Source organism: Cytobacillus oceanisediminis 2691, from assembly GCF_000294775.2.
Classification (GTDB): Bacteria; Bacillota; Bacilli; order Bacillales; family Cytobacillaceae; genus Cytobacillus; species Cytobacillus pseudoceanisediminis.
In genome coordinates, this window is sequence record NZ_CP015506.1 from 4,925,222 (window position 1) to 4,944,853 (window position 19,632).

Sequence of the window (19,632 nt, forward strand, 5' to 3'; positions counted from 1 at the left end):
GAAATTATGAACGATGCAATTAGGTCGGGAAAACCTGCAAATAGAAGTATAATTCTTGCAAATAACTTCGGCATTTCTGCAAATAGAACGCGAATTTGCAAATAGCAGACCAATTCCTGCAAATAGCCCAATAGCGAACCCAAACAAACGAAAACCCCGCCTCAGCAGCGGGGTTTCCTGTTTTATTATTGCGCTTCAATCAGACCATAGCGGCCATCTTTACGCTTGTACACTACATTTGTTAAGTTAGACTCTGCATTCGTGAACACGTAGAAGCTGTGGCCCAGCATGTTCATCTGCAGGATCGCCTCTTCACTGTCCATCGGCTTCAGATCGAAGCTCTTTTGGCGGACAACTTCAAGGTCGTTATCCTCCTCTTCCGCTTCTGGCGCCTCTATCTCATTTTCCAACGCTGCAAAAACAGCAGTCAGATTGCCTTTTTCGCGGAATTTGCGGTTCACTTTAGTTTTATGTTTGCGGATTTGGCGCTCCAATTTATCTGTAATCAGATCAATCGCTGCATACATATCATCATGATCTTCCTCTGCACGAAGGACCAGATTCGGCATCGGAATCGTTACTTCCACTTTAGAACGGTTATTATTATACGTTTTTAAATTTACATGTACATTTGCATCAGGAGTTTCAGTAAAATACCTTTCTAACTTAGCAATTTTCTTCTCTACGTACTCTCTAATTGCTGGAGTTACCTCAATGTTTTCACCACGAATGTTGTAATTCATACGTGAACTCCTCCTTCTCATTATACAATGACAGCCTTTTCATTAGCGTTTACTGTGAAAATCACCAGTAATGTCTGAAAAGGAAATGCCTAGTCTTAAAAGTATATTAAGACTATGTATTTATATTTCTATTTTACCCCTAAAAACTCCTGCTGAAACTGGTAAAAAGATTGAGAATATTTGTCGAATTGGTGACGTAAATAAAAAAACGAGCAGCTCATTTGGCTGCTCATCCTTTTATATCAATATTGCCGCCCAAGTGGGGCTGGGCTGCGTGCTGGAGGGCCTGTATGTGAGACCCGCTCATCATCTTATTAATAAATTCTGCATTTCCCTCCGCTTGATCCATGGCTTTCTTCATGACTGAGATGGATGCCTGCTGCTGGACCTGCCCTTGGGATAAGACCATGGACATTAATGGGATATCCAAGGGAACACCTCCTGGCTATTTAAGCCTGATCCTATTTAGGACTGTATATATGGATTTAATTCCTGCTGAATATTTTTATGCCACTCTGCAAATGCAGGATAGCGCTTTTTCGAAATGATCTCCTGTCTAACAGGAAGATCGTCAAAGTTCTGAATAAGCAGTTCAGCCTGATCGGCTACTGCACTAATATCAGCAATAGCCTTTAGCATCGTGTGATTGCCTTGAACAAGATGGCTAAGCTGTTCATGAGCTGAAGCGACTTGAGGGAATGCCTGAAAAACATCACTAAGAAGGCGATCTCCCTCTGTTTTACTGAAATCACTAAAGCTTTTTACTATATAATCAAACGCTTCATCAATGGTATATAAAAGATCGCTGTAATCCTTCATAAAAAGGTACTGCTTTTCGGTCAGGGTCATCAACATTAGTCACCTATTTTCTTTTATCGTAAAACATACCGTCTGTTGCCATGGATTGATAGGGATTAGCATATTTTCCGGTTGATTCCTTTTTAACGCTTAAGTCTTTGATGTCTTTTTGAATAAACAGCTTTTCCCTTGTCATTAGCTGGGTGACTTTTGCATTGAGGCTGATCAGCCTGGCTCCCAGATCCTTTTCAGCGTCTGAATATGGAGGAGCCATGCCAGCCATTGCATGCTGGCGTTTTTCAAGCAGCATTTCGACGGCATTCATTTTCGCATCACGATCAAGCTTAGTATGTTCCAGAGTTTTAATTAGCTCAAGGGTTAAATCATAAAACTTTTGAACCGAACTCACTACACTGTGCCGCCTTGGGAGAATTGCTTCTGGCGATTGACCTGAATGACTTCCTTCCATGTGTCGCGGAATTCGGTTACAAGGCCCCCGACTTCATCAAGAATACCTGTATCATTCTTGATATTCGCTTCTATCAGTCTCCGGTTCATATAATCATATAAAGACATCATGTTTTGAGATACCTCTACATCCATATTCAACGTCACCATCAGCTCTTGAATAATATTTTGCGCCTTCTGGATATTGGTGTTTTTCGCCTCGATGTTATTGTCCATGATGGCTTTTTTCGCCTGATGGATGAACTTCAGGCAGCCGTTATATAGCATGAGTGTCAGCTCTCCCGGAGATGCTGTATTCACTGAGTTTTGCTGATAAGATTGGTATGGATTGCTTACTGCCATTTGTAACCCTCCTTTTTATTACATGCCGCCAAATTGGTTCATGAGGAACATGGACTGCTCATTGGAACGCTGAATCGCTTTTTCCATGGCGGTGAACTGCCGCCAGTAGCGGTCTTCCACCTGCTTTAATTTATCTTCAAAGCTATCAATTCGCTTGCCTACATCATTCAGTTCCCTGCCGATGGTAAACTGCTGATTGGTTGAAAAGCTGTTCCCGGCTTTTGTCTTCAATTTATCCATAGCAGCGTTCACGGTATCATAAAGCCTGTGGGCGATCCCTCTTTGCCCGTCTGTCTGTCCTTCTCCTCTAAAAAGATTCTCAACAGACACAGGGTCATCTTCGATTGCCTTTTTCAGGGCGGCTTCATCAATTTCCAGCTTACCGCCTTCTAAATAATTGCTGGTCGTTTTAATGCCGATACTGGCCAGCTGATTATACAGCGGAGAGACCAGATCATTCGTTACGGGCTGGTAAAAGTTCATCCGCATCCCCGATAAAACAGACTGAAGCGTAGAATCCTTGCGCAGGAGACCGCTTTTCGCTCGCTCTTCCCATTGCTCCTGCTGCTTGTCCGAAAGCTGCTCACGCTGTTCATCGGTTAAAGGGGTATAGCTTCTATAGCGCTCTTCACCGGTTTTTTTCTGGATTTTATCGATCATTTCATTGTATTTATCCACAAATGCCTTGATATTATCAAAAACCTTTGTGGAATCATTGCTGACATTGATGCTGACCGGCTGATCTTCAAACGTCTGCTTAAGAGTGAAGGTAACGCCGTTCACTTCAAATGTATTTGAGCTCCGATTGGTAGCCAATCCATTAATCACGAATTCAGCATTTCTTCCTTCTTCTTTGACCGCAGCCCCTTTAAAGCGCAGAACATCATTCAGAAAGCTGCCGCTTGTCGTGATTTCAGCCCCGCCTTTATTAAAATCACCCGTCTCTGTGCGGGTCATCGTCATTTGGCCAGTAGCACTGTCAAAGAACATATTCACACCAGCGCTTGAAGCATTTACTTTACTGATGACATTATTTAGAGACTCACTGCCTGAAATAAGGAAGGAATCATGACGTTCCCCTTTAGAGGTTGACGTATCGACAGAAAACGCAGTGTATTTGTGATCATACGCAATCTCCAGAGTCATCGTTGTATCTGACCCCTCTGCCGGCTTTTGCATATCAGCATTAAACGTGATTTTACCTGTTTCGTAGTTAAGGGTGCCTACTACTTTATTGGCATCATCGAGTATTTCTCTTTCCCCATTCACGATATTGCCCATTGAAAAAGTTTTCTCAGTGGTCGTTCCGGACGATGTTTCTTTTATCTTAATGCTTTTCACTTCGTTCAAGGCACCTTGTGCCAATTGAATGGAAGAAGTGCTGCTTGAAATAGCGTGTGAACCCGTCCGTTCAGTAGCCACATAATCAATCTTAATCACACTTCCCTTTGCAGGTTCCTTACCGAATTGCAGGGTTCCATCTTCTTTTACCAGCACATCATTCTCTTTTAAGGGACGGTTCGCCGCAGTCAATTCTGCCTCACTCAGCGCATTAAATCCTACCCCATTAACCTTTACACTCCAGGAGCTAAGTTCACTTAGATCCACCTTGGACATATCCCCGAAACTAATGGCAGCTGGATCGGTCACATCAATATTTTTACTTAAAACAGCACCATTTTTCCAAGCACTAGCGACAGGGTTTCCATTTGAATCTGTATGATTGCCTTTATACATAAAGCTGCTTTCCTGTGCATAAAGGCTTTTGCTTGGGTCTATGGACTTTCCATCCGCAGAAATACTGCCGCCGTTTACACGGGTCTCCGCACTAGCCAGCTGTGTTACTTTTGAAATCGAGTAAGAAGACTGGCTGGCTGCACCGCTTGCTGTAGCAGTTACCATTGCTTCATTTGATGAAGTTGTCAAACGAGAGCGATAACGTGTAGTCAGCTTCATTTGCGTCAATTCACTTCGAAAATCCAATAGCAATGAATTCATTGCACGGTAATCATCCCGCTGCCATTCCAAGACTTGTTTCTTCTGCTTTAATTTATCTAGAGGCATCCGTTCTGCCTTCATTAGATCTGATACAAGCTGATCAATATCCATCCCGCTTGCCAGTCCTCCGATTCTAACCAATAAGAACTCCTCCTTTAAATCTTCTTATCTACCATTAGTCCAACAAAATCTGTCATTGCTGCATACATATCCAGCATTTTCTTTGATGGAATTTCCTTTACTACTTCCTGGGTAACATCATCGACTAATGTCACGTAATATTCATTTAGTTCATCATGGAGAACAAACTTTAATGAGGTGTGAGAAGCTTGTAAGAATTCGTTCATGCTGTCGACAACCTCTGTTATCTTATCTTCCTTCAGTGGTTCAACATGTTTGCGTGTTAGCTGTTCGAGTATATTAGATTCTTTTTTTGTAAACTCATTATTTACTTCATTATTAGAAAGTCTAGGTGTAAGAGACGTGTGCTGAGATGGTAACCGATCGATCATGAAAATCCCCTACCTAATATTAAAATATATTTCTTAGTTTTTATATCGGTAGAGGAGCGAAGATGTTGAGAGGGAAATTAGACCGAGAGAATATTGTGATATGCTGGTGGGATCTTTATTAACATGCTCGATTATTTAACTAGCTTTAGGCTAACAATGTTCACACGTTTTGCAGATTGATGAAGATTGATTTTTCATGATTACGATTCCTCCTCCAAAATAGAAAAAGGACTTTCCTCCGAAGAGAGAAATCATATTTTGATGAATATCATTTACATGAATATTCAATATTATGATATAGCTTGATTTTACTGTTATTACAATTACTCGTTAAAATCTTGTTCTGCAAAGTTATAATGTCTTCAATACTTAAAATTCTTCTTTTTCACCGTTACAGTTACTATAAAAATGAACGTAGCCTCTGAAATATTAATCTTGTTTAATAACCTTTCAACAACTTTAATAATGTCTTCAAGAATATCTTTTAACTCAAAATGGGACGCACTAATTGAGTTCCCATTGAAAGGATACACTTCTAATTGATATCCCTTATCTTCGTAAAAAATTTTCACTTCTAATTCCAATCAAGTTCTCCAATCTGAAAATAATAAAAGAGACCCTAGCAAATGAACTATACCCCAGATAGTGGACACTGATAAAAAAGTGCCCCTTTCTGGGGTTTTTTGTGTTTCAATAGTTTTAATGAATAAGGCGGAGGATTTTTTATGAGTAAGAATATCTATAATGAATTCCAAATGAAAGAGCTTGAAAAGAATCCTAATGTTTTGAGGGCTTCTGAGAGGTCAATCTCCTATAGTTCTGAATTTAAGATAAAAGCAGTGGCGGAGTACAAAAGTGGGAAAACACCATCGCAAATCTTTATTGAACAAGGCTTTGATCTCGAAATGATTGGCAAGGAACAGCCAAAACGTTGTCTTAAGCGTTGGAGAGAAACATTCGAAAGGTTCGGGGAGGAAGGTTTCCTTACGGAACGTCGAGGTAAAGGGAGCACTGGACGTCCTTCTTCTAAACAACTTTCCATTGAGGAGAAACTAAGGAAGGCTGAGGCAAGGATTAAATTCCTTGAGGCAGAGAATGACTTCTTAAAAAAGCTGGAAGAACTAGAAAGGCAGGCGTTGATGAAGAAACGATTCTAACGGCAGCTGAGAAGTTTTCTTTAATTGAGAAAACCATCAGAACATATCAGTTGAAAAAATCTGTTTCCTACCTGTGTGAACTGGCAGGCGTAAGTCGAAGTGGCTACTATGATTGGCTGAAGGCAGCACAATTACGGGCACAACGTGACGAGAAGGATCAATTGGATATAGAGTTAATTCGAGAAATATTCATAAGTAAAAAAGAAAAAGTAGGTGTCCTCAAGATCAAAATGATAATGGAGAATGATTATTCATCGGTAATGAACCACAAAAAGATTAGGCGTCTGATGGCAAAATATAATCTTGTAACAAAAGTAAGGAAAGCCAATCCTTATCGTAAAATGGCTAAGGCAACCCATGAGCATCGATCTTGTCCCAACCTCCTTAACCGAGAATTTAATCAAGAAGAACCAGGAAAAGTCCTGCTTACTGACATTACTTATCTCTATTTCGGAAAGGGACAAAAAGCATACTTATCCTGCGTAAAAGATGGAGCTACCAAAGAAATTGTCGCTTATCATCTATCCACTTCGTTAGAAATGGATATTGTATATAAGACGCTTAAAAAGTTAAAACAAGCTGTTGGCGATCATTTTCATCCAGAAGCCATACTGCACTCTGACCAAGGTTTCCACTATACCCATCCCCAATTCCAAAGCAAAGTAAAAGAACTTGGCTTAATACAATCGATGTCCCGAAAGGGAAACTGTTGGGATAACGCACCAATGGAAAGTTTCTTTGGGCACTTTAAGGATTTAGCAGAGTATAAATCATTAGATAATTTAGGAGATGTTAGAAAAGAAGTGGATCGAGTGATTGAGGAATATAACCAGCATCGTTATCAATGGGGCTTAAATAAAATGACCCCGGAGCAATACCGGGGCCATTTACTAGCCGCGTAGGCGCTTTTTAAACTGTCCGTAAATCGGGGCACAGTTCAAAAACTAGAGTCCCTTTCAAATAATCTAAAATTAACGAAGAAGTTGAAGAACTCCTTGTGGTTGTTGGTTGGCTTGCTTTGCCGCTGTGCCTTTCGGTCACAGAATAGACTATATCTTCATCCATGTTTTTTCCATGGAGCTGGGCACTTCGAATGACTCTTGTCACCCTACGAATCTCATTGTCATAGCTATTGCCTTAGACAGTACATTCTAGTCGTTGAACCTTTTCCAGAGTTTCCTCACAGGAGCTTGGCTGCTGATTATCCATTGTTATATCTTCATCATTTTCAAACCTTCACGCTGACCGTTTCCAGTTACGTTGTGGTTGATGAAGCTTTAGGAAATTCCAGCAATTCACCCAGTTATCCTCTTACCCGTTACCAGATAAGACGCCCTTCTCATCAATTATCTCAAGAGTTGTAATACTCCTTGAGGCATTTGATTGGATTGAGCCAACATTGCTTGTGCTGCTTGAGAAAGAATAGAATTCTTTGTTTGGCTCATCATTTCTTTCGCCATGTCTACGTCACGGATACGAGATTCCGCTGCAGTCAGGTTTTCAGAGGATGTGTTCAAGTTATTAATTGTATGGTCTAAACGATTTTGGTACGCCCCAAGTTTTGAACGTTCTCCAGAAACTGTTTCAATCGCTGTATTAATTGCAGTGATGGCATCATCAGCAGCCGTCTGCGACGAAATGTCAATTCCTGCAGTAACAGTTGCTTTTGTAACAACACCACTACCGTCAACATTACGAGCCGCCCCCGTAGCAACACCTAAAGTACTTGCATCCATTGCACCAATAGTTAATTGAAGGTTTTGTGTAGCATTAGCACCGATGTGGAATTTCCCATCAAATTGTCCACCTAGTAGATTTTGTGTGTTAAATTCAGTGTTGTTTGATATACGTGTAATTTCTTCAGCTAATTGATTAACCTCTTTTTGTAACTCATCACGGTCTGTGTTAGTATTTGTGTCATTCGCTGACTGAACTGCCAATTCACGCATACGTTGAAGAATTGAATGTGTTTCGTTTAGTGCCCCTTCAGCTGTTTGGATTAAGGATATACCATCTTGAGCATTTTTAGAAGCCATATCCAATCCTCTGATTTGCCCACGCATTTTTTCAGATATTGCAAGACCTGCCGCATCATCTCCAGCTTTGTTTATACGTAATCCCGAAGATAACTTCTCCATGGAACTACCTTGGGCATTATTAGCGGTATTTAGTTGGCGATAGGTATTAAGTGCTGCGATGTTATGGTTTATTCTCATTTGTTCTTCCTCCCTGAATTATCAGTCTCACTTCCTTGTGAGATTACATATCGTTTACAACACGACTCTATTAATATATTATCTTAGAAGCTGTAATACTCCTTGAGGCTGTTGATTTGCTTGAGCCAGCATTGCTTGAGCAGCCTGTGAAAGAATAGAATTCTTAGTTTGATTCATCATTTCTTTCGCCATGTCTACGTCACGGATACGAGATTCCGCTGCTGTTAAATTTTCTGAAGACGTATTCAAGTTATTAATTGTATGGTCTAAACGATTTTGATAAGCTCCAAGTTTTGAACGTTCTGCGGAAACCTGTTCAATTGCATCATTAATAACAGTGATAGCAGCATCAGCCTTACCTTGATTAAGTATTCCTGCGTCTGCTGTTAAATCAGTAGATTTTAAAGTGGATAAAGCTGTGGCTACAGTTCCGTCCGCAGCTAATGTACCTATTGCAGTTGATTGCATGTCATTTATTTTTAATTCAATATTTTGAGTCGCATTTGCACCAATTTGGAATTTCAATCCATTAGTTTTAAAAGTACCATCCATCAGTGTTTTTGTATTAAATTGGGTTTGACCAGCAATACGGTCAACTTCATCAATGAGTTCATTTAATTCCTTTTGAAGTTCTCCACGGTCTGTATCGGTATTTGTATCATTAGCAGATTGAACAGCTAATTCACGCATACGTTGAAGTACGCTATGCGTTTCGTTTAGTGCTCCTTCGGATGTTTGGATTAGCGAAATGCCATCTTGTGCATTTTTTGCAGCCATATCCAAACCACGAATTTGTCCACGCATTTTTTCAGAAATTGCTAGACCTGCTGCATCATCTGCAGCGTTGTTAATACGAAGACCTGAAGATAATTTCTCCATAGATTTAGATTGAGCACCTGAAGCACTATTCAACTGACGATAAGTATTAAGCGCTGCAATATTATGATTAATTCTCATTATTAATTTCCTCCTTGAGTATATATCCCACATCCATGTGGTTGCTTTACTAACCAGCAGAAAAGTCGGCCGCCTTTTTGCTGTTCAGCTTTACACTGGTTATATCGACTTATTTTGACAGGTGTTTAATGGTTTGGAAAAAATTTTTATTGCTTTTTAAAAAAGTTGCTTAAACTTTCAATTGCACCAGCATCTGTTTGAGTTGCGCTGCTGTTTTCCTGCTGTATAGATAAGTATATTTCTTTCCTATGAATATCAACATTTTTCGGCGCGCTGATGCCCAGCTTTACCTGGTCACCTTCAATAGAAAGGATTGAGATTTCAATATCGTCACCAATCATGATCGATTCTTTAAGTCTCCTTGTAAGTACAAGCATTATCTCTCCCCCTGTTCTTGAGGTGTCATGATTTTATGCTTGGTCTTATAAGGTGTTTGATTAAGTATAATTTGTTTGCCTATTTTTTTTGTTTGGTTAATGACCAAAGGGGCCTGCAGGTTAGCGGTTGTTTCCTCAAATGGATCCATTACTGTCAAAATCGCAAAGGTAGCCACATCTTTATCCGATTGAATTTCTAATTTTTCCAATGCCTCTTTTGGCAAATCAAACTCATACTGCGGAAAAAGAACAAACGGATCTGTCACGATAAAAGCTACCTCAGGTGTTTTTACTGACTGAAGTACAAATAAGTCTGTCCCTTCAAGAGGTAATATATAAAACTCCTTTTCCTCTAAAAAACCCGGAATCCCAGATGGAAAATGAATAATATCCTCCTTATTTATCTCCTGCACACCATGAAACTTTGTTTGGATATTCATCTTTTCACCTCATTGCTATATGGTTAGATTGATAAAATCAATATTTAGGCTGTTTTTCTCAAGAATTTCTGTGCTTACTTTTCCAGGCGTATAAGTATGAACCGGCTTTATGATTTCAACTTCAATCTTCGGCTTTTGCGGCTGAGCCTCAATGTTTACTTTTGCAGGTTCGTATTGGATTTTCACACTGTTGTGAGATGGTACCCAGCCAATATTAAACTGCTTGGGAGGGCCTTCGCTGTTTTCTTTGGCCTGATAGGCAATGGGATTGCCGCCGTTTTCAATTTTCATGAGCTCTGTTCCCTGTGCAGCCCTTCTCTCCATTCCTTTTAGCCAATCCTGGTACCCATTTTGGGCAAACTCCTCTATTCTTCTGCCGACACTTTTCAGGTCGACATCCTCGCGTGCTTTCGTCTGGTCGATCGTCAGCTTTCCAGGGATTGTTTCGATTTCCAGGATGGCTTTAGGCTGCTGGATGGATTGGATCGCAGGGGGCTGTTCAATTTCCTGCACCGGTTTTTCTATTTTTAATCCCATCTTGATAAAGTTGGATTCCAGCCTGATCTGCGGCACATTCATATTAGACACCTCTTTTATGAAAAAAAGCTATCACTGATGGATAGCTTTTCACTGATTATCTTAAAAAGTCGGTTAAGCTCGGCTGAATGATTCTTGCCCCAACACTTAGTGCTGCACGATGGATGCTTTCCTGAGTTGTAAGCTCGATGATGGCTTTCTCCATATCGATGTCTTCATTATCAGAGAGGATCCTTGTTGAGAAGACTTCCTGCTGGGAAAGACGGTCCTCCATCAGCTCGACCCGATTCTGTTTGGCGCCAATTAGTGCACGAGCAGACAAGAAATTATCTATGTTTTTATCAACATTTTCAAGCATTTCCCCAACGGCAGGATCATTCGTTTCAAGAGCTGTAATTAGCTTTTGAATATCTCCTTCGTCACTGAGCATGTCTCCAAACAAAGCTTTCCCTTCCGTGTTGACAGGAATTTTGATGCCTGAAAAAACCTCTAGCTCGATGGTTCCGCTTTGAAAGCCTGATTCAGATGGCCGTACGTTTGTCTGATTGCCATTGAAAATATACTTACCGCCAACTTGTGTATCCCCGATATTCTGTAAGTGCTCTTTAAGCTGTTTGACCTCTTCAGCAACCGCTTTGCGCTGATCTTCTTCCAGTGTGCCATTGCTTGCCTGGAGAGTCAGCTCCCTAATTCGCTGCAGAGCCAAAACACCCTTATCCAGGGCATCATCCGTACTATCAACCCAATTTCTCACTTCCCCGATGTTGCGGGTAAATTGCTGAATTCGGTTTAAGTCCGTACGATAGTTCATTCCCATCATCGCAGCAACCGGATCATCCGACGGCTTGGTAAATTTCTTCTGCGTAGAAATTTGATCCTGCAGCTTGTCCAGCCTGCTGTAGCTGTTGCTTAAATTGCGAAGCATGTTATTTGATAGCATTGATTGTGTTACGCGCACTTTATTTCACCCTTTATCTGCCTACAACGCCCATGCCGTTGATGATTTTATCGAGCATTTCATCAACCACAGTTATGTTTCTTGCTGAAGCGTTATATGCATGTTGGAATTTAATCATATTGGTCATTTCTTCGTCTAATGACACGGCACTCACGGATTGCCTGTTCCGGTCTACTGAATCTGCCAGCACAAGGGAGTTTTTCAGGTCCTTTTTGGCACTCTGAGAGTCTACTCCTAACCGTCCGATAATTCCTGAATAATAAGAATCAAGGCTTCCGTTCAGCTTTGATTTTTCATCATCAGACAAGGAGGTGTAATCACTAAAGCTTTTCTTTCTTAAATCAGCCAAAAGCTGAGCATTGTGGTTATCTCCGGAAGCTCCGCCTTTTTCTGCAGCTGCGGCAATTTTAGAAGAGTCATCCAGCAGCTCTTGATTTACTTTAATGCTTTGTGCAGGATTATCCTCATCAAACTGGAAAAAGTCCAGGCCTGAGATTGTATCCGCTCCCAAGGCATACCCGTTTTTATGAATTTCATTGAATTCCTTGGCAAAAGCAGCTGTCATTCTATTCAGCTTCTCCAGCATTTCAGGATAAGCACCCTTAGCAGAACCGCCTGCTTCATAACCATAGCTGTTAATTAAACCGGTAAGTTCACCGGATAAAGTTTCAAATTGCGTAAAGGAAATGGATCCGATCTTTAGTCCTGTTACAAGTCCGCTCTCTTCACTTTTTTCAAGCTCCACCTTGTTTGTGCCAACAATACCGCTCTCTTTTGTAGCAGATATGAGGTTAATTGGCGGATTATAGGATTTTCCATCCTTTTGGACAATCTCGATATTATAAAGGCCCGATGCCATCGGTTTGGCATCTCCATATGTATTAGGAACCACACTGGTCACTTTCACGTTAACCAATTGTGAAAGGCTATCTACCAATAAATCCCGCTCGTCATAAAGGTCATTTGGGAGGTATCCGTGCGGCTCAACAGAGGCGATCTGCTTATTCAGATGGTCAATCTGCGCGACGATTGCGTTAATTTCATCAACCTTCACATCAACCTGATTGCCGATATCCTCTTGAACCCGCGACAGGGAATTATGATAATAATTCAGTGTATCCGCAACCATCTGACCAGTAGCAGCTACTACATCCCTGGCTCCGGTATTTTCGGTGTGGCTTGATAAATCCTGCAGGGCGTTCCAGAACTTTTCCAGGGTACTGTGCAATCCATTCTCTGACGGCTCATTCATGATTTCTTCCATCTTAGTCAGAGACTCGCTCATGGCTCCATAGTAGCCCATTTTTGTGTTTTCGGTTCTATATTGCAGGTCTAAAAATGATTCTCTTATTCTCTGGACTGTCCCCGCTTCGACACCTGTTCCCATTTGTCCGGGTATTTGGGGACGATTCATACCAACGCCTGGATAAGGCTCGGTTTGCGCGAAATTAATCCGCTGCCTGGTGTATCCTGGCGTATTCGCATTTGAAATATTATGTCCGGTTGTATATAAAGCACTTTGCTGGGTGAACATGCCGCGGCGGGCCGTTTCAAGTCCCATGAAAGTTGAACGCATGTTTGTTCCTCCGTTCTGCTACACTTTCGAGTTGAAAATTCCTGGATTCATCTTTTCCGATTTCTTATTGGCTGGCGGGCCGTAATTCATCGATTCAGGCTGCGGCCTTAAAAGATTCATAGATACATTTACAAACTGAAGCGAATGATGAACAAGCTGCTGGTTTAGGAAATTCTGCTCTTTCAGTTCATATACCAGCTCAGCAAGCTCCTTCGTGATGGCCTCCAGCTTGAGGCGATCAGGCTGCGTGAGGATATTCAAACAATCTGATACTGTAGGGCTTTCCAGCATGGGTGCGATCGAATTTGCTGCCTTTTCCCGCTCGTTTTCCAATCTGCTGATAGCCGCAATATGAGCCTGCTCATCCTTCAGCATCTGATTCAGGCCGTCCATGTCGCCGGTCTTAATAATGTCTGTCTTTTTAACTGCGAGTTCATATAGGCTTTTATGAAGCTTTAGCAGCTTTTCCATCGTTGCAGTAAGTGCTTCGGCTGACATGCCAATCCCTCCTCATTATTTTTTTGTATAAAAATCAGCGATGCTTTTCGCCACTTCTTTTGGATTAATTTTATAAGTACCGTTCTCTACCTGAATTTTAAGCTCTTCTACTTTTGCTTTACGGTTTTCGCTTAGCTGGGATACCTGCTGCATTTCCTTTGCAGTAGAGCTGATTTCAATTTTATCTGATGCCGTTCTGGCTGGTTTTCCTGCATGTTCAAGCTTATTCATTTGGCGTTTGTATGGGTTCACGCCTGAAGGACCAAAGTTATTGATTTTCATGTGTACCCCTCACTTTCTTTCCGGTCGATTTAACCTAAGTCTATTATCGGCTAATGTGGCGGTATGTTTAAATGTTAATTTAAGTTTGGCAAAAAATACATCTATAAGCCTATAGAAAAAGCTATGCGAATAAGTCACATAGCTTAGAAACGACTATTAATTTTTTCATTGACGGCAAAATAAGTACCGTGTTTTTCTCTTTGGACTGCTTCTTTTCTTCGTTCTTCCTCAGCGGTAAACTGCTGAAGATCTTTCCTCAGATCACCCGCACAGCTGCGGCATAGCTTGCCTTCCCGGATGCTTGTCCCGCATTTCTCGCAAGGGTACCCTAAATTTGGAAATTGCGCTAGCTTCAAACGGCCGGTCTTAATGAACTTTATGATGAGTTCTTCTTCGACTTCGGTCGCCTCGACAACCTCCATCATCTTCGCTGTCCTGTTTTCCCTCTTCCGGATGAACTGGTAAACCGTCTCATAGGCCTTTTCTTCTTCCTTCCAGCAATCCTGGCAAACATCGCGGAACTGGTTTTTGACAAAAATGGCATCACATTTCGGGCAGTTGGATAACTCAGCCATATGATTCTTCCTCTCTCAGTTTGTGATGAAATTATTATAGCTCGAAGAATAGGATTATTATAGGAAAAAATTATTCGAAATACAGCAGACTGCTGGCTGTTTCTATGAATCGGGATTCGGGAACAGAGCGGTTCTGCTCGAGCTGACTTTGCAGAATATCAAGCATCGCCGCCAATTCAGCTCTCGGTCCCTCTTCGATAATAAATTGAAATCCATAATTAGTCAGAGCATCTGATATTTCATCTTTTCGGACAATCGTCCCAGTAAAGGAAAGAACCTCTCCTAAAAGCTTGGTTTCAATTAATAGAATGATATCTTTCCTCACAGGAAGTTTCATCTTTGAAACAAATTTAACTCCGCCTGCACTCATATCTTCAATCAGGATTTTCGTGCTGCCCATTTTGACAGGCTTGCTGTTAAGCTCTAAGATGGTCATCTCTGCCTCCAGCGGATAGGGAAACTCGACCCGGACATACTTGCGCAAACCTTTGAACACATTGTCTTCCTTGATATTCTGCGGCTTCAGGGTGCCAATTAAGAGTTTCTGCTCGAAAGCGGAAGGCGGAAGCGGCTTACTGAAAAGATATCCCTGTATTTGATCACACTCATTCTTCCTTAAAGAATAGAATTGTTCAAAAGTCTCTACGCCTTCTGCTACCACCTTCATATTCAGCCCATGGGCAAGCTGAATCAGATTGGCCGTAATGATTGCATCTTCCGCGTTTTTATCCATTGCTTGGATAAACGTTTTATCAATCTTTAAAACATCAAATTTATAATTTTTCAGCTGTGTGATGGAGGAATACCCGGTCCCAAAGTCATCCAGTGCAATCTTCACTCCCATTGAACCCAATTCTTTAAGCACTGAAATGACGTTCTCTGAGTAATTGATTAGGGAAGATTCCGTCAATTCAATTTCAATTAGTGACGCATCGAGGTGACTCTCATCCAATGCTTTTTTTATAGTGGAAACAAGACAACTTTTCAAGAAGCTCAGCGGAGAGATATTTACGGATATCGGAACAATCGATAACCCTTTTTCCTTCCAGGAATAAATCTGGCTGCATACTTTCCTTAGCACATATTCACCTATATTTATGATTAAACCGGTTTCCTCTGCCACTGTTATAAACTCCAGCGGCGAAACTCTGCCCCATTCCGGATGATTCCACCTTAGTAAAGCTTCGGCACTTACTATTTTGCCGGTCTTCGTATCAACTCTTGGCTGGTATTCAAGAAAAAATTCATCATTTTGAATGGCTTTTCTCATATCCTGTTCAAGGGTAAAAAGCTTATAAGATTCAATATCCATGGAAGGATGGTAAACCTGGAATCTATTATTCCCTTTCTGCTTGGCATGGTACAGGGAAGATTCCGTATTTCTGACTAATTCATCAGCTGTTCTTCCATTATCCGGATATAAACTAATGCCTATAGAAGGGGTAATATTAAGCTCAAAGCTGTCGATGTGGAATGGTTCAGAGAAAATTTGATTAATGGAATCTGCTAATTGAGCAGGATCCTCCTTTTCCTGGATATATTCCATTATAACTGCAAATTGATCACCGGAAATTCTTGCTGAAAAACAGACTGAATTTAGCTTCTCCTTAATTCTATGTGAAACAAGCCTAAGAAGTTCATCTCCTGAGGAATGTCCAAAGGTATCATTAATCTGCTTTAACCGTTCCAGATCAAAGAACAAGACAGCGAAATTCTGTTGTTCATCGTCTTCAATAAGGCTCTGCAGCTTCTGATCAAAGTACCGGCGGTTCGGCAGATCGGTCAAATGATCATAAAATGCCATACGCCTCATTCTCTTTTCAAGCCATTTTTGTTCTGTTATATCTGTTACAAAGCCATCAACCCGGATAAGTTCGCCCCTTTCATCTAAATAGGGGATACTATGATCATTCACCCATCTAAGCTCACCGGATTTATGGAAGATACGATATTGGCAGCGAACGCTCTTCCCATGAATAAGATTTACCCGATTGGCTTCCAGACTTTGCAGGTCGTCTGGATGGATCACTTCGTCCCATAAATCGAAATTGTCAATCAGCTCACTGGCTGTGTACCCGAAAATGCCTTCCACTCCCCTTGAGAAATGAAATACCTTTCTTTCTATTAAATCGGCGGAATAAATGCCAACATCAAGATTTTCATAGATTTGTCCTATTTTCCGCTCGTTTTCATAGAGCTTCTCTTCCATGCGCCTTTTTTCAGTTATATCCTGAATCGTTGCAACGATTTTCGGTGATCCGCTTTCTCCTGCAAAATAGTCCGCACGATGATGAATATACCGTTCCTCTCCATCCTGCCTAATGATCCGGCATATCAGATCCACACTGTCCTTTTCCTCTAACAGTCGAGTAAACTGATTTTCAAAAGCCGGCCGGTCGTCTGGATGCAGATAACTCAAATACATTTTGTAGTCCGGAAAAAAACCTTTTTGAGGCTTTAGCCCAAATATCCGGAACAGCTGATCTGACCAAAACCCTCTATCGTTTTCAATATCGTACTCCAGGCTCCCAATATTTGCGATCTTCTGAGCCTGGTTCAGGTTATTTTTTATTTTCGTCAATTCCAATTGCTGACTGTTATATTCAGCAGTATCTTTAGTGGTGTTTTCACCATCCTGTGAGTTTATTTCGTCCACTTCAAAACATCCTTTCCAATAAAAAAAGGCAAACGAAAATAGTTCTTCTTCTGTGCAGCCCGGCTGCCATGGCAGAAACCTGCTTTAGGCCCGCAGCTTTGCGTCTTTTACTTTCGTAAAATTTGCCCTGGATTAGAATATTTTAACATAGGATTATTTTCCTAATAACTATCCAGATCAAAAACATCAACTTGTAATTAATTCCATCCATTATCCTCTTGCTAATGTAACCGAGCAGACTGAAGCAGCACCCCCTGCTTTAAGAACTTTCGCTGCATGATATAGAGTTGAGCCGGTAGTATAGATATCGTCAATTAGGATAATTTTTTTATTCTTGATATTGAGATTTTGCAGCTGGAAGACCTGGTGCGAATGAATTCGGTCCATTCGCGATTTCTTAGATTGCTTTTCTGAGTGAATTCGCTGCAGCGGTTCCGTCACGGTAAAGCCTGCCTCATGGATGAGTGCTGCAGACTGATTGAAGCCTCGTTCATAAATCCTTTGGGGACTTAGAGGGATTGGGACGAGATAGTCGAATTCCACGCTACTCAGCTTTTCCCTAATGATAGGAGAAAAAGCTCTCGACAAAATATAGTCGCCCCGGAACTTATAGCGGGCTATAGTTTCTTTCAGAAAGTCATCGTATATAAAAAGGGAATTGTTTTTCAGAAGCTGCCCTGACCATTCTGGATCCCCGTTCCACCTTAGACAATCTGCGCAAAGGTTCCCTTTTCGAAATTGAGGATCTAAGTTACTGAAGGGCCGGCTGCATTTACTGCAAGTATCGCCATTGATAAATGGGAGTTTATCGGTGCAGCATTGGCATAAATGATTTTCTTTTGGCCGCGACCAGAGAGTTGTCCAGCTGACAGCTGAAAGGATTTCTTCATGGCATATTAAGCAGTTAATGGTCGATCAGTCCTTTCTTTTTGGCTTCAATGTTCATTTTGAGTATTTGTTTTTGCGCATTGACCATGCTTTCGGTTTTGCCGTAGTGAAAAAAGGTGATTTCTCCTTTCGGGTATTCAGAGCTTCTTCCAACACGGCCGGCAATTTGAACAAGAGCGCTTTCGGTAAAAATACGGTCTTCTGCTCCAAATACTGCTACATCAATATTAGGGAAGGTAACCCCTCTTTCCAGGATGGTCGTTGTGAGTAACATGGGGATCTCTTTATTGCGCATCATTTGGACTTTGTCTTTTCGATCGGGGTCTTCCGCGTGGACAGCTTGGATTTTAGGATAGGTTTTACGAAGGATGGTGAGGACTTTTTCCATTTTATCGATTTTTGGAAGGAAGAGCAGGAACTGCTTCTGGTTGTCGTGCCTCTTCTTGATCCATTGGGTAACTGCAGACGGGAGTTTGTCTTTTTTTAGTGATTTCTCCCAATTTCCGCACCATTTGAAAGCCGGTACAGGCAATGGATGACGATGATATCTAGCCGGGATAGTGACAAAGTTTCTTTTTCCGCTGCGGCATTCATTTTGCCATTTTTGACTGGGGGTGGCAGTTAAATAGATCATAGAGGAGGTTTCTTTGCGGGATTGGCGGACGGCATACTGCAGGGTTTCGTCTGCCGTATAAGGAAAGGCATCCACTTCATCAAGGATTACGGTGTCAAAAGCTTTATAAAAGCGGAGGAGCTGATGGGTGGTGGCGATGGTCAAAGGAGCTTGAAGGTGGCGGCCTTCACTGCCGCCGTAAAGGACAGCCACCTGAATACCGGGGAAGACTGCTTTTAGCCGCGGACCAAGCTCAAGTACAACATCTGTTCTCGGAGTAGCAATGCAGATTCTTTTTCCAGAGGCAAGGGCAGCATTGATTCCTTCAAATAGAACTTCTGTTTTTCCTGCTCCGCAGACAGCCCAGACGAGGAATTCCTTGCTTTCGATTACAGCCTGCTTTACCTGGTCAGAGGCAATTTGTTGCCCGGGTGAAAGGTTGCCTGCCCATATCAGGGGATGTTCAGCTAGCTCCCGAACGGGCTCAGGTCCGCACCATCCAATCAGAGGAGTGCACTCACTGACCCGTCCCATCATGATACATTTCCGGCAGTAGGTACATTCTTTCTCACCGCATCGGGCACAGGGAAAACTTGCAAACAGTGAACGATCTTTATTGCCGCACCTGGCACAAACTATCTTGCTTTTGGTGTTAATTATCCCTTTTCGGTAAGAAATATAGCCATTTTCATAGTGCTGATGGATTTCTTCAATTGAATGCGGTAAGTTTTCGAATAGAAGCTGTTTTCCGCAGAGGATTTGCTGGAGTTCTTTGTTATATGAATAGTTTTCGTTGAGTGGCGGCTCTGGAATGTTGTCAATGGAGGAAATCGGGAGGCTTTCTGGAGGAAAATCATTTATATATGGGGTCATATTAGGAGTAAATCTCAATTAGTTCACCTCTTGATTAATTAGTTTGTATCTCTATTTGCAAGTTTTGCGGCTCTATTTGCAAGTTCTCCGATCTATTTGCAGATTTAGGCTGCTATTTGCAAAATTAAACATTCTATTTGCAGGCATCCTGGATCTATTTGCAAAACC

22 protein-coding genes, 1 pseudogene and 1 riboswitch are annotated in these 19,632 nt (G+C 41.5%); of the genes and pseudogenes, 1 reads left to right on the plus strand and 22 read right to left on the minus strand.

The features are described from left to right. Positions 1-185: 185 nt before the first annotated feature. The 8 genes from hpf to A361_RS24720 form a co-directional block, all read right to left on the minus strand. Positions 186-743 (minus strand): ribosome hibernation-promoting factor, HPF/YfiA family, encoded by a 558-nt coding sequence (hpf, locus tag A361_RS24685; RefSeq protein ID WP_009331959.1) that lies wholly within the window; start codon positions 741-743, stop codon positions 186-188. Positions 744-972: 229 nt separating this feature from the next. Beyond that, positions 973-1,173, minus strand: coding sequence for a YjfB family protein (locus A361_RS24690; protein WP_019380014.1), 201 nt, complete (start codon positions 1,171-1,173; stop codon positions 973-975). A 35-nt stretch (positions 1,174-1,208) separates the two neighbouring features. Then, positions 1,209-1,562: a hypothetical protein gene (locus A361_RS24695; RefSeq protein WP_236887943.1), complete on the minus strand. Its 354-nt coding sequence runs from the start codon at positions 1,560-1,562 to the stop codon at positions 1,209-1,211. Between the two features lie 43 nt (positions 1,563-1,605). Next, complete coding sequence (locus tag A361_RS24700) at positions 1,606-1,950, minus strand: flagellar protein FliT (protein ID WP_019380016.1); 345 nt, start codon at positions 1,948-1,950, stop codon at positions 1,606-1,608. Next, complete coding sequence (fliS, locus tag A361_RS24705; RefSeq protein ID WP_019380017.1) at positions 1,950-2,351, minus strand: flagellar export chaperone FliS; 402 nt, start codon at positions 2,349-2,351, stop codon at positions 1,950-1,952. The genes A361_RS24700 and fliS overlap by 1 nt, the downstream gene beginning before the upstream one ends. An 18-nt stretch (positions 2,352-2,369) precedes the next feature. After that, the gene (gene fliD / locus A361_RS24710) at positions 2,370-4,490 is read right to left on the minus strand and encodes a flagellar filament capping protein FliD (protein ID WP_019380018.1); all 2,121 of its coding nucleotides are present in this window, start codon (positions 4,488-4,490) and stop codon (positions 2,370-2,372) included. 14 nt (positions 4,491-4,504) lie between these two features. Continuing rightward, positions 4,505-4,861: a flagellar protein FlaG gene (gene flaG, locus A361_RS24715; protein ID WP_019380019.1), complete on the minus strand. Its 357-nt coding sequence runs from the start codon at positions 4,859-4,861 to the stop codon at positions 4,505-4,507. Positions 4,862-5,223: 362 nt separating this feature from the next. Next, on the minus strand, positions 5,224-5,445 hold the full coding sequence (locus tag A361_RS24720) for a hypothetical protein (protein WP_019380020.1): 222 nt from the start codon (positions 5,443-5,445) through the stop codon (positions 5,224-5,226). A gap of 141 nt (positions 5,446-5,586) precedes the next feature. On the opposite strand from A361_RS24720, the gene A361_RS29580 reads away from it, so the two are divergent. After that, positions 5,587-6,920, plus strand: a protein-coding gene (locus tag A361_RS29580) for an IS3 family transposase (RefSeq protein WP_099049180.1) whose coding sequence is annotated in 2 segments (ribosomal slippage) — positions 5,587-5,959 and positions 5,959-6,920 — 1,335 coding nt in all. Because the reading frame shifts where the segments join, the coding sequence is not laid out codon by codon here. 444 nt (positions 6,921-7,364) lie between these two features. On the opposite strand, the gene hag is transcribed toward A361_RS29580, so the two are convergent. From hag to A361_RS24795, 14 genes and pseudogenes are all read right to left on the minus strand, one after another. Then, positions 7,365-8,234: a flagellin Hag gene (gene hag, locus A361_RS24735; RefSeq protein ID WP_019380816.1), complete on the minus strand. Its 870-nt coding sequence runs from the start codon at positions 8,232-8,234 to the stop codon at positions 7,365-7,367. Positions 8,235-8,312: 78 nt separating this feature from the next. Beyond that, on the minus strand, positions 8,313-9,191 hold the full coding sequence (locus tag A361_RS24740; protein WP_019380815.1) for a flagellin: 879 nt from the start codon (positions 9,189-9,191) through the stop codon (positions 8,313-8,315). A 146-nt stretch (positions 9,192-9,337) separates the two neighbouring features. Then, a complete protein-coding gene (gene csrA / locus A361_RS24745) occupies positions 9,338-9,568 on the minus strand; it encodes a carbon storage regulator CsrA (protein WP_009331967.1) in 231 nt (76 codons plus the stop codon). Further along, positions 9,568-10,008 carry a flagellar assembly protein FliW gene (gene fliW, locus A361_RS24750; RefSeq protein ID WP_019380814.1) on the minus strand — a complete coding sequence of 147 codons (441 nt, stop codon included), beginning with the start codon at positions 10,006-10,008 and terminating at the stop codon, positions 9,568-9,570. Before fliW ends, csrA begins: the two co-directional genes overlap by 1 nt. 15 nt (positions 10,009-10,023) lie before the next feature. Beyond that, positions 10,024-10,587: a DUF6470 family protein gene (locus A361_RS24755; protein ID WP_019380813.1), complete on the minus strand. Its 564-nt coding sequence runs from the start codon at positions 10,585-10,587 to the stop codon at positions 10,024-10,026. A 55-nt stretch (positions 10,588-10,642) separates the two neighbouring features. Beyond that, positions 10,643-11,503 (minus strand): flagellar hook-associated protein FlgL, encoded by an 861-nt coding sequence (gene flgL / locus A361_RS24760; protein ID WP_019380812.1) that lies wholly within the window; start codon positions 11,501-11,503, stop codon positions 10,643-10,645. Positions 11,504-11,516: 13 nt separating this feature from the next. Beyond that, positions 11,517-13,079, minus strand: coding sequence for a flagellar hook-associated protein FlgK (gene flgK, locus A361_RS24765; protein ID WP_019380811.1), 1,563 nt, complete (start codon positions 13,077-13,079; stop codon positions 11,517-11,519). A gap of 18 nt (positions 13,080-13,097) precedes the next feature. Further along, complete coding sequence (locus tag A361_RS24770; protein ID WP_019380810.1) at positions 13,098-13,577, minus strand: flagellar protein FlgN; 480 nt, start codon at positions 13,575-13,577, stop codon at positions 13,098-13,100. Between the two features lie 15 nt (positions 13,578-13,592). Then, positions 13,593-13,859, minus strand: a complete 267-nt coding sequence (gene flgM, locus A361_RS24775; protein WP_019380809.1) for a flagellar biosynthesis anti-sigma factor FlgM — start codon at positions 13,857-13,859, stop codon at positions 13,593-13,595. Positions 13,860-14,002: 143 nt separating this feature from the next. After that, the gene (locus A361_RS24780) at positions 14,003-14,434 is read right to left on the minus strand and encodes a TIGR03826 family flagellar region protein (RefSeq protein WP_019380808.1); all 432 of its coding nucleotides are present in this window, start codon (positions 14,432-14,434) and stop codon (positions 14,003-14,005) included. A 70-nt stretch (positions 14,435-14,504) separates the two neighbouring features. Continuing rightward, positions 14,505-17,090, minus strand: a complete 2,586-nt coding sequence (locus A361_RS24785) for an EAL domain-containing protein (protein ID WP_019380807.1) — start codon at positions 17,088-17,090, stop codon at positions 14,505-14,507. A gap of 50 nt (positions 17,091-17,140) precedes the next feature. Continuing rightward, positions 17,141-17,227: riboswitch (cyclic di-GMP riboswitch) on the minus strand. 73 nt (positions 17,228-17,300) lie between these two features. Next, the gene (locus A361_RS31415) at positions 17,301-17,633 is read right to left on the minus strand and encodes a ComF family protein (protein ID WP_251264967.1); all 333 of its coding nucleotides are present in this window, start codon (positions 17,631-17,633) and stop codon (positions 17,301-17,303) included. Positions 17,634-17,855: 222 nt separating this feature from the next. Continuing rightward, positions 17,856-17,999 (minus strand): annotated as a pseudogene (locus A361_RS31420) (ComF family protein); the annotation flags it as partial. Further along, a complete protein-coding gene (locus A361_RS24795; RefSeq protein ID WP_026041628.1) occupies positions 17,995-19,464 on the minus strand; it encodes a DEAD/DEAH box helicase in 1,470 nt (489 codons plus the stop codon). The pseudogene A361_RS31420 and the gene A361_RS24795, both read right to left, overlap by 5 nt. Positions 19,465-19,632 lie beyond the last annotated feature (168 nt).

What these genes read in the sequence shown, in the direction of transcription:
- hpf (WP_009331959.1), bottom strand. Translation starts at nt 743, where the DNA reads ATGAATTACAACATTCGTGGTGAAAACATTGAGGTAACTCCAGCAATT.
- A361_RS24695 (WP_236887943.1), bottom strand. Translation starts at nt 1,562, where the DNA reads ATGAAGGATTACAGCGATCTTTTATATACCATTGATGAAGCGTTTGAT.
- fliS (WP_019380017.1), bottom strand. Translation starts at nt 2,351, where the DNA reads ATGGCAGTAAGCAATCCATACCAATCTTATCAGCAAAACTCAGTGAAT.
- flaG (WP_019380019.1), bottom strand. Translation starts at nt 4,861, where the DNA reads ATGATCGATCGGTTACCATCTCAGCACACGTCTCTTACACCTAGACTT.
- hag (WP_019380816.1), bottom strand. Translation starts at nt 8,234, where the DNA reads ATGAGAATAAACCATAACATCGCAGCACTTAATACCTATCGCCAACTA.
- A361_RS24740 (WP_019380815.1), bottom strand. Translation starts at nt 9,191, where the DNA reads ATGAGAATTAATCATAATATTGCAGCGCTTAATACTTATCGTCAGTTG.
- csrA (WP_009331967.1), bottom strand. Translation starts at nt 9,568, where the DNA reads ATGCTTGTACTTACAAGGAGACTTAAAGAATCGATCATGATTGGTGAC.
- fliW (WP_019380814.1), bottom strand. Translation starts at nt 10,008, where the DNA reads ATGAATATCCAAACAAAGTTTCATGGTGTGCAGGAGATAAATAAGGAG.
- A361_RS24755 (WP_019380813.1), bottom strand. Translation starts at nt 10,587, where the DNA reads ATGAATGTGCCGCAGATCAGGCTGGAATCCAACTTTATCAAGATGGGA.
- flgK (WP_019380811.1), bottom strand. Translation starts at nt 13,079, where the DNA reads ATGCGTTCAACTTTCATGGGACTTGAAACGGCCCGCCGCGGCATGTTC.
- A361_RS24770 (WP_019380810.1), bottom strand. Translation starts at nt 13,577, where the DNA reads ATGTCAGCCGAAGCACTTACTGCAACGATGGAAAAGCTGCTAAAGCTT.
- flgM (WP_019380809.1), bottom strand. Translation starts at nt 13,859, where the DNA reads ATGAAAATCAATAACTTTGGTCCTTCAGGCGTGAACCCATACAAACGC.
- A361_RS24780 (WP_019380808.1), bottom strand. Translation starts at nt 14,434, where the DNA reads ATGGCTGAGTTATCCAACTGCCCGAAATGTGATGCCATTTTTGTCAAA.
- A361_RS24795 (WP_026041628.1), bottom strand. Translation starts at nt 19,464, where the DNA reads ATGACCCCATATATAAATGATTTTCCTCCAGAAAGCCTCCCGATTTCC.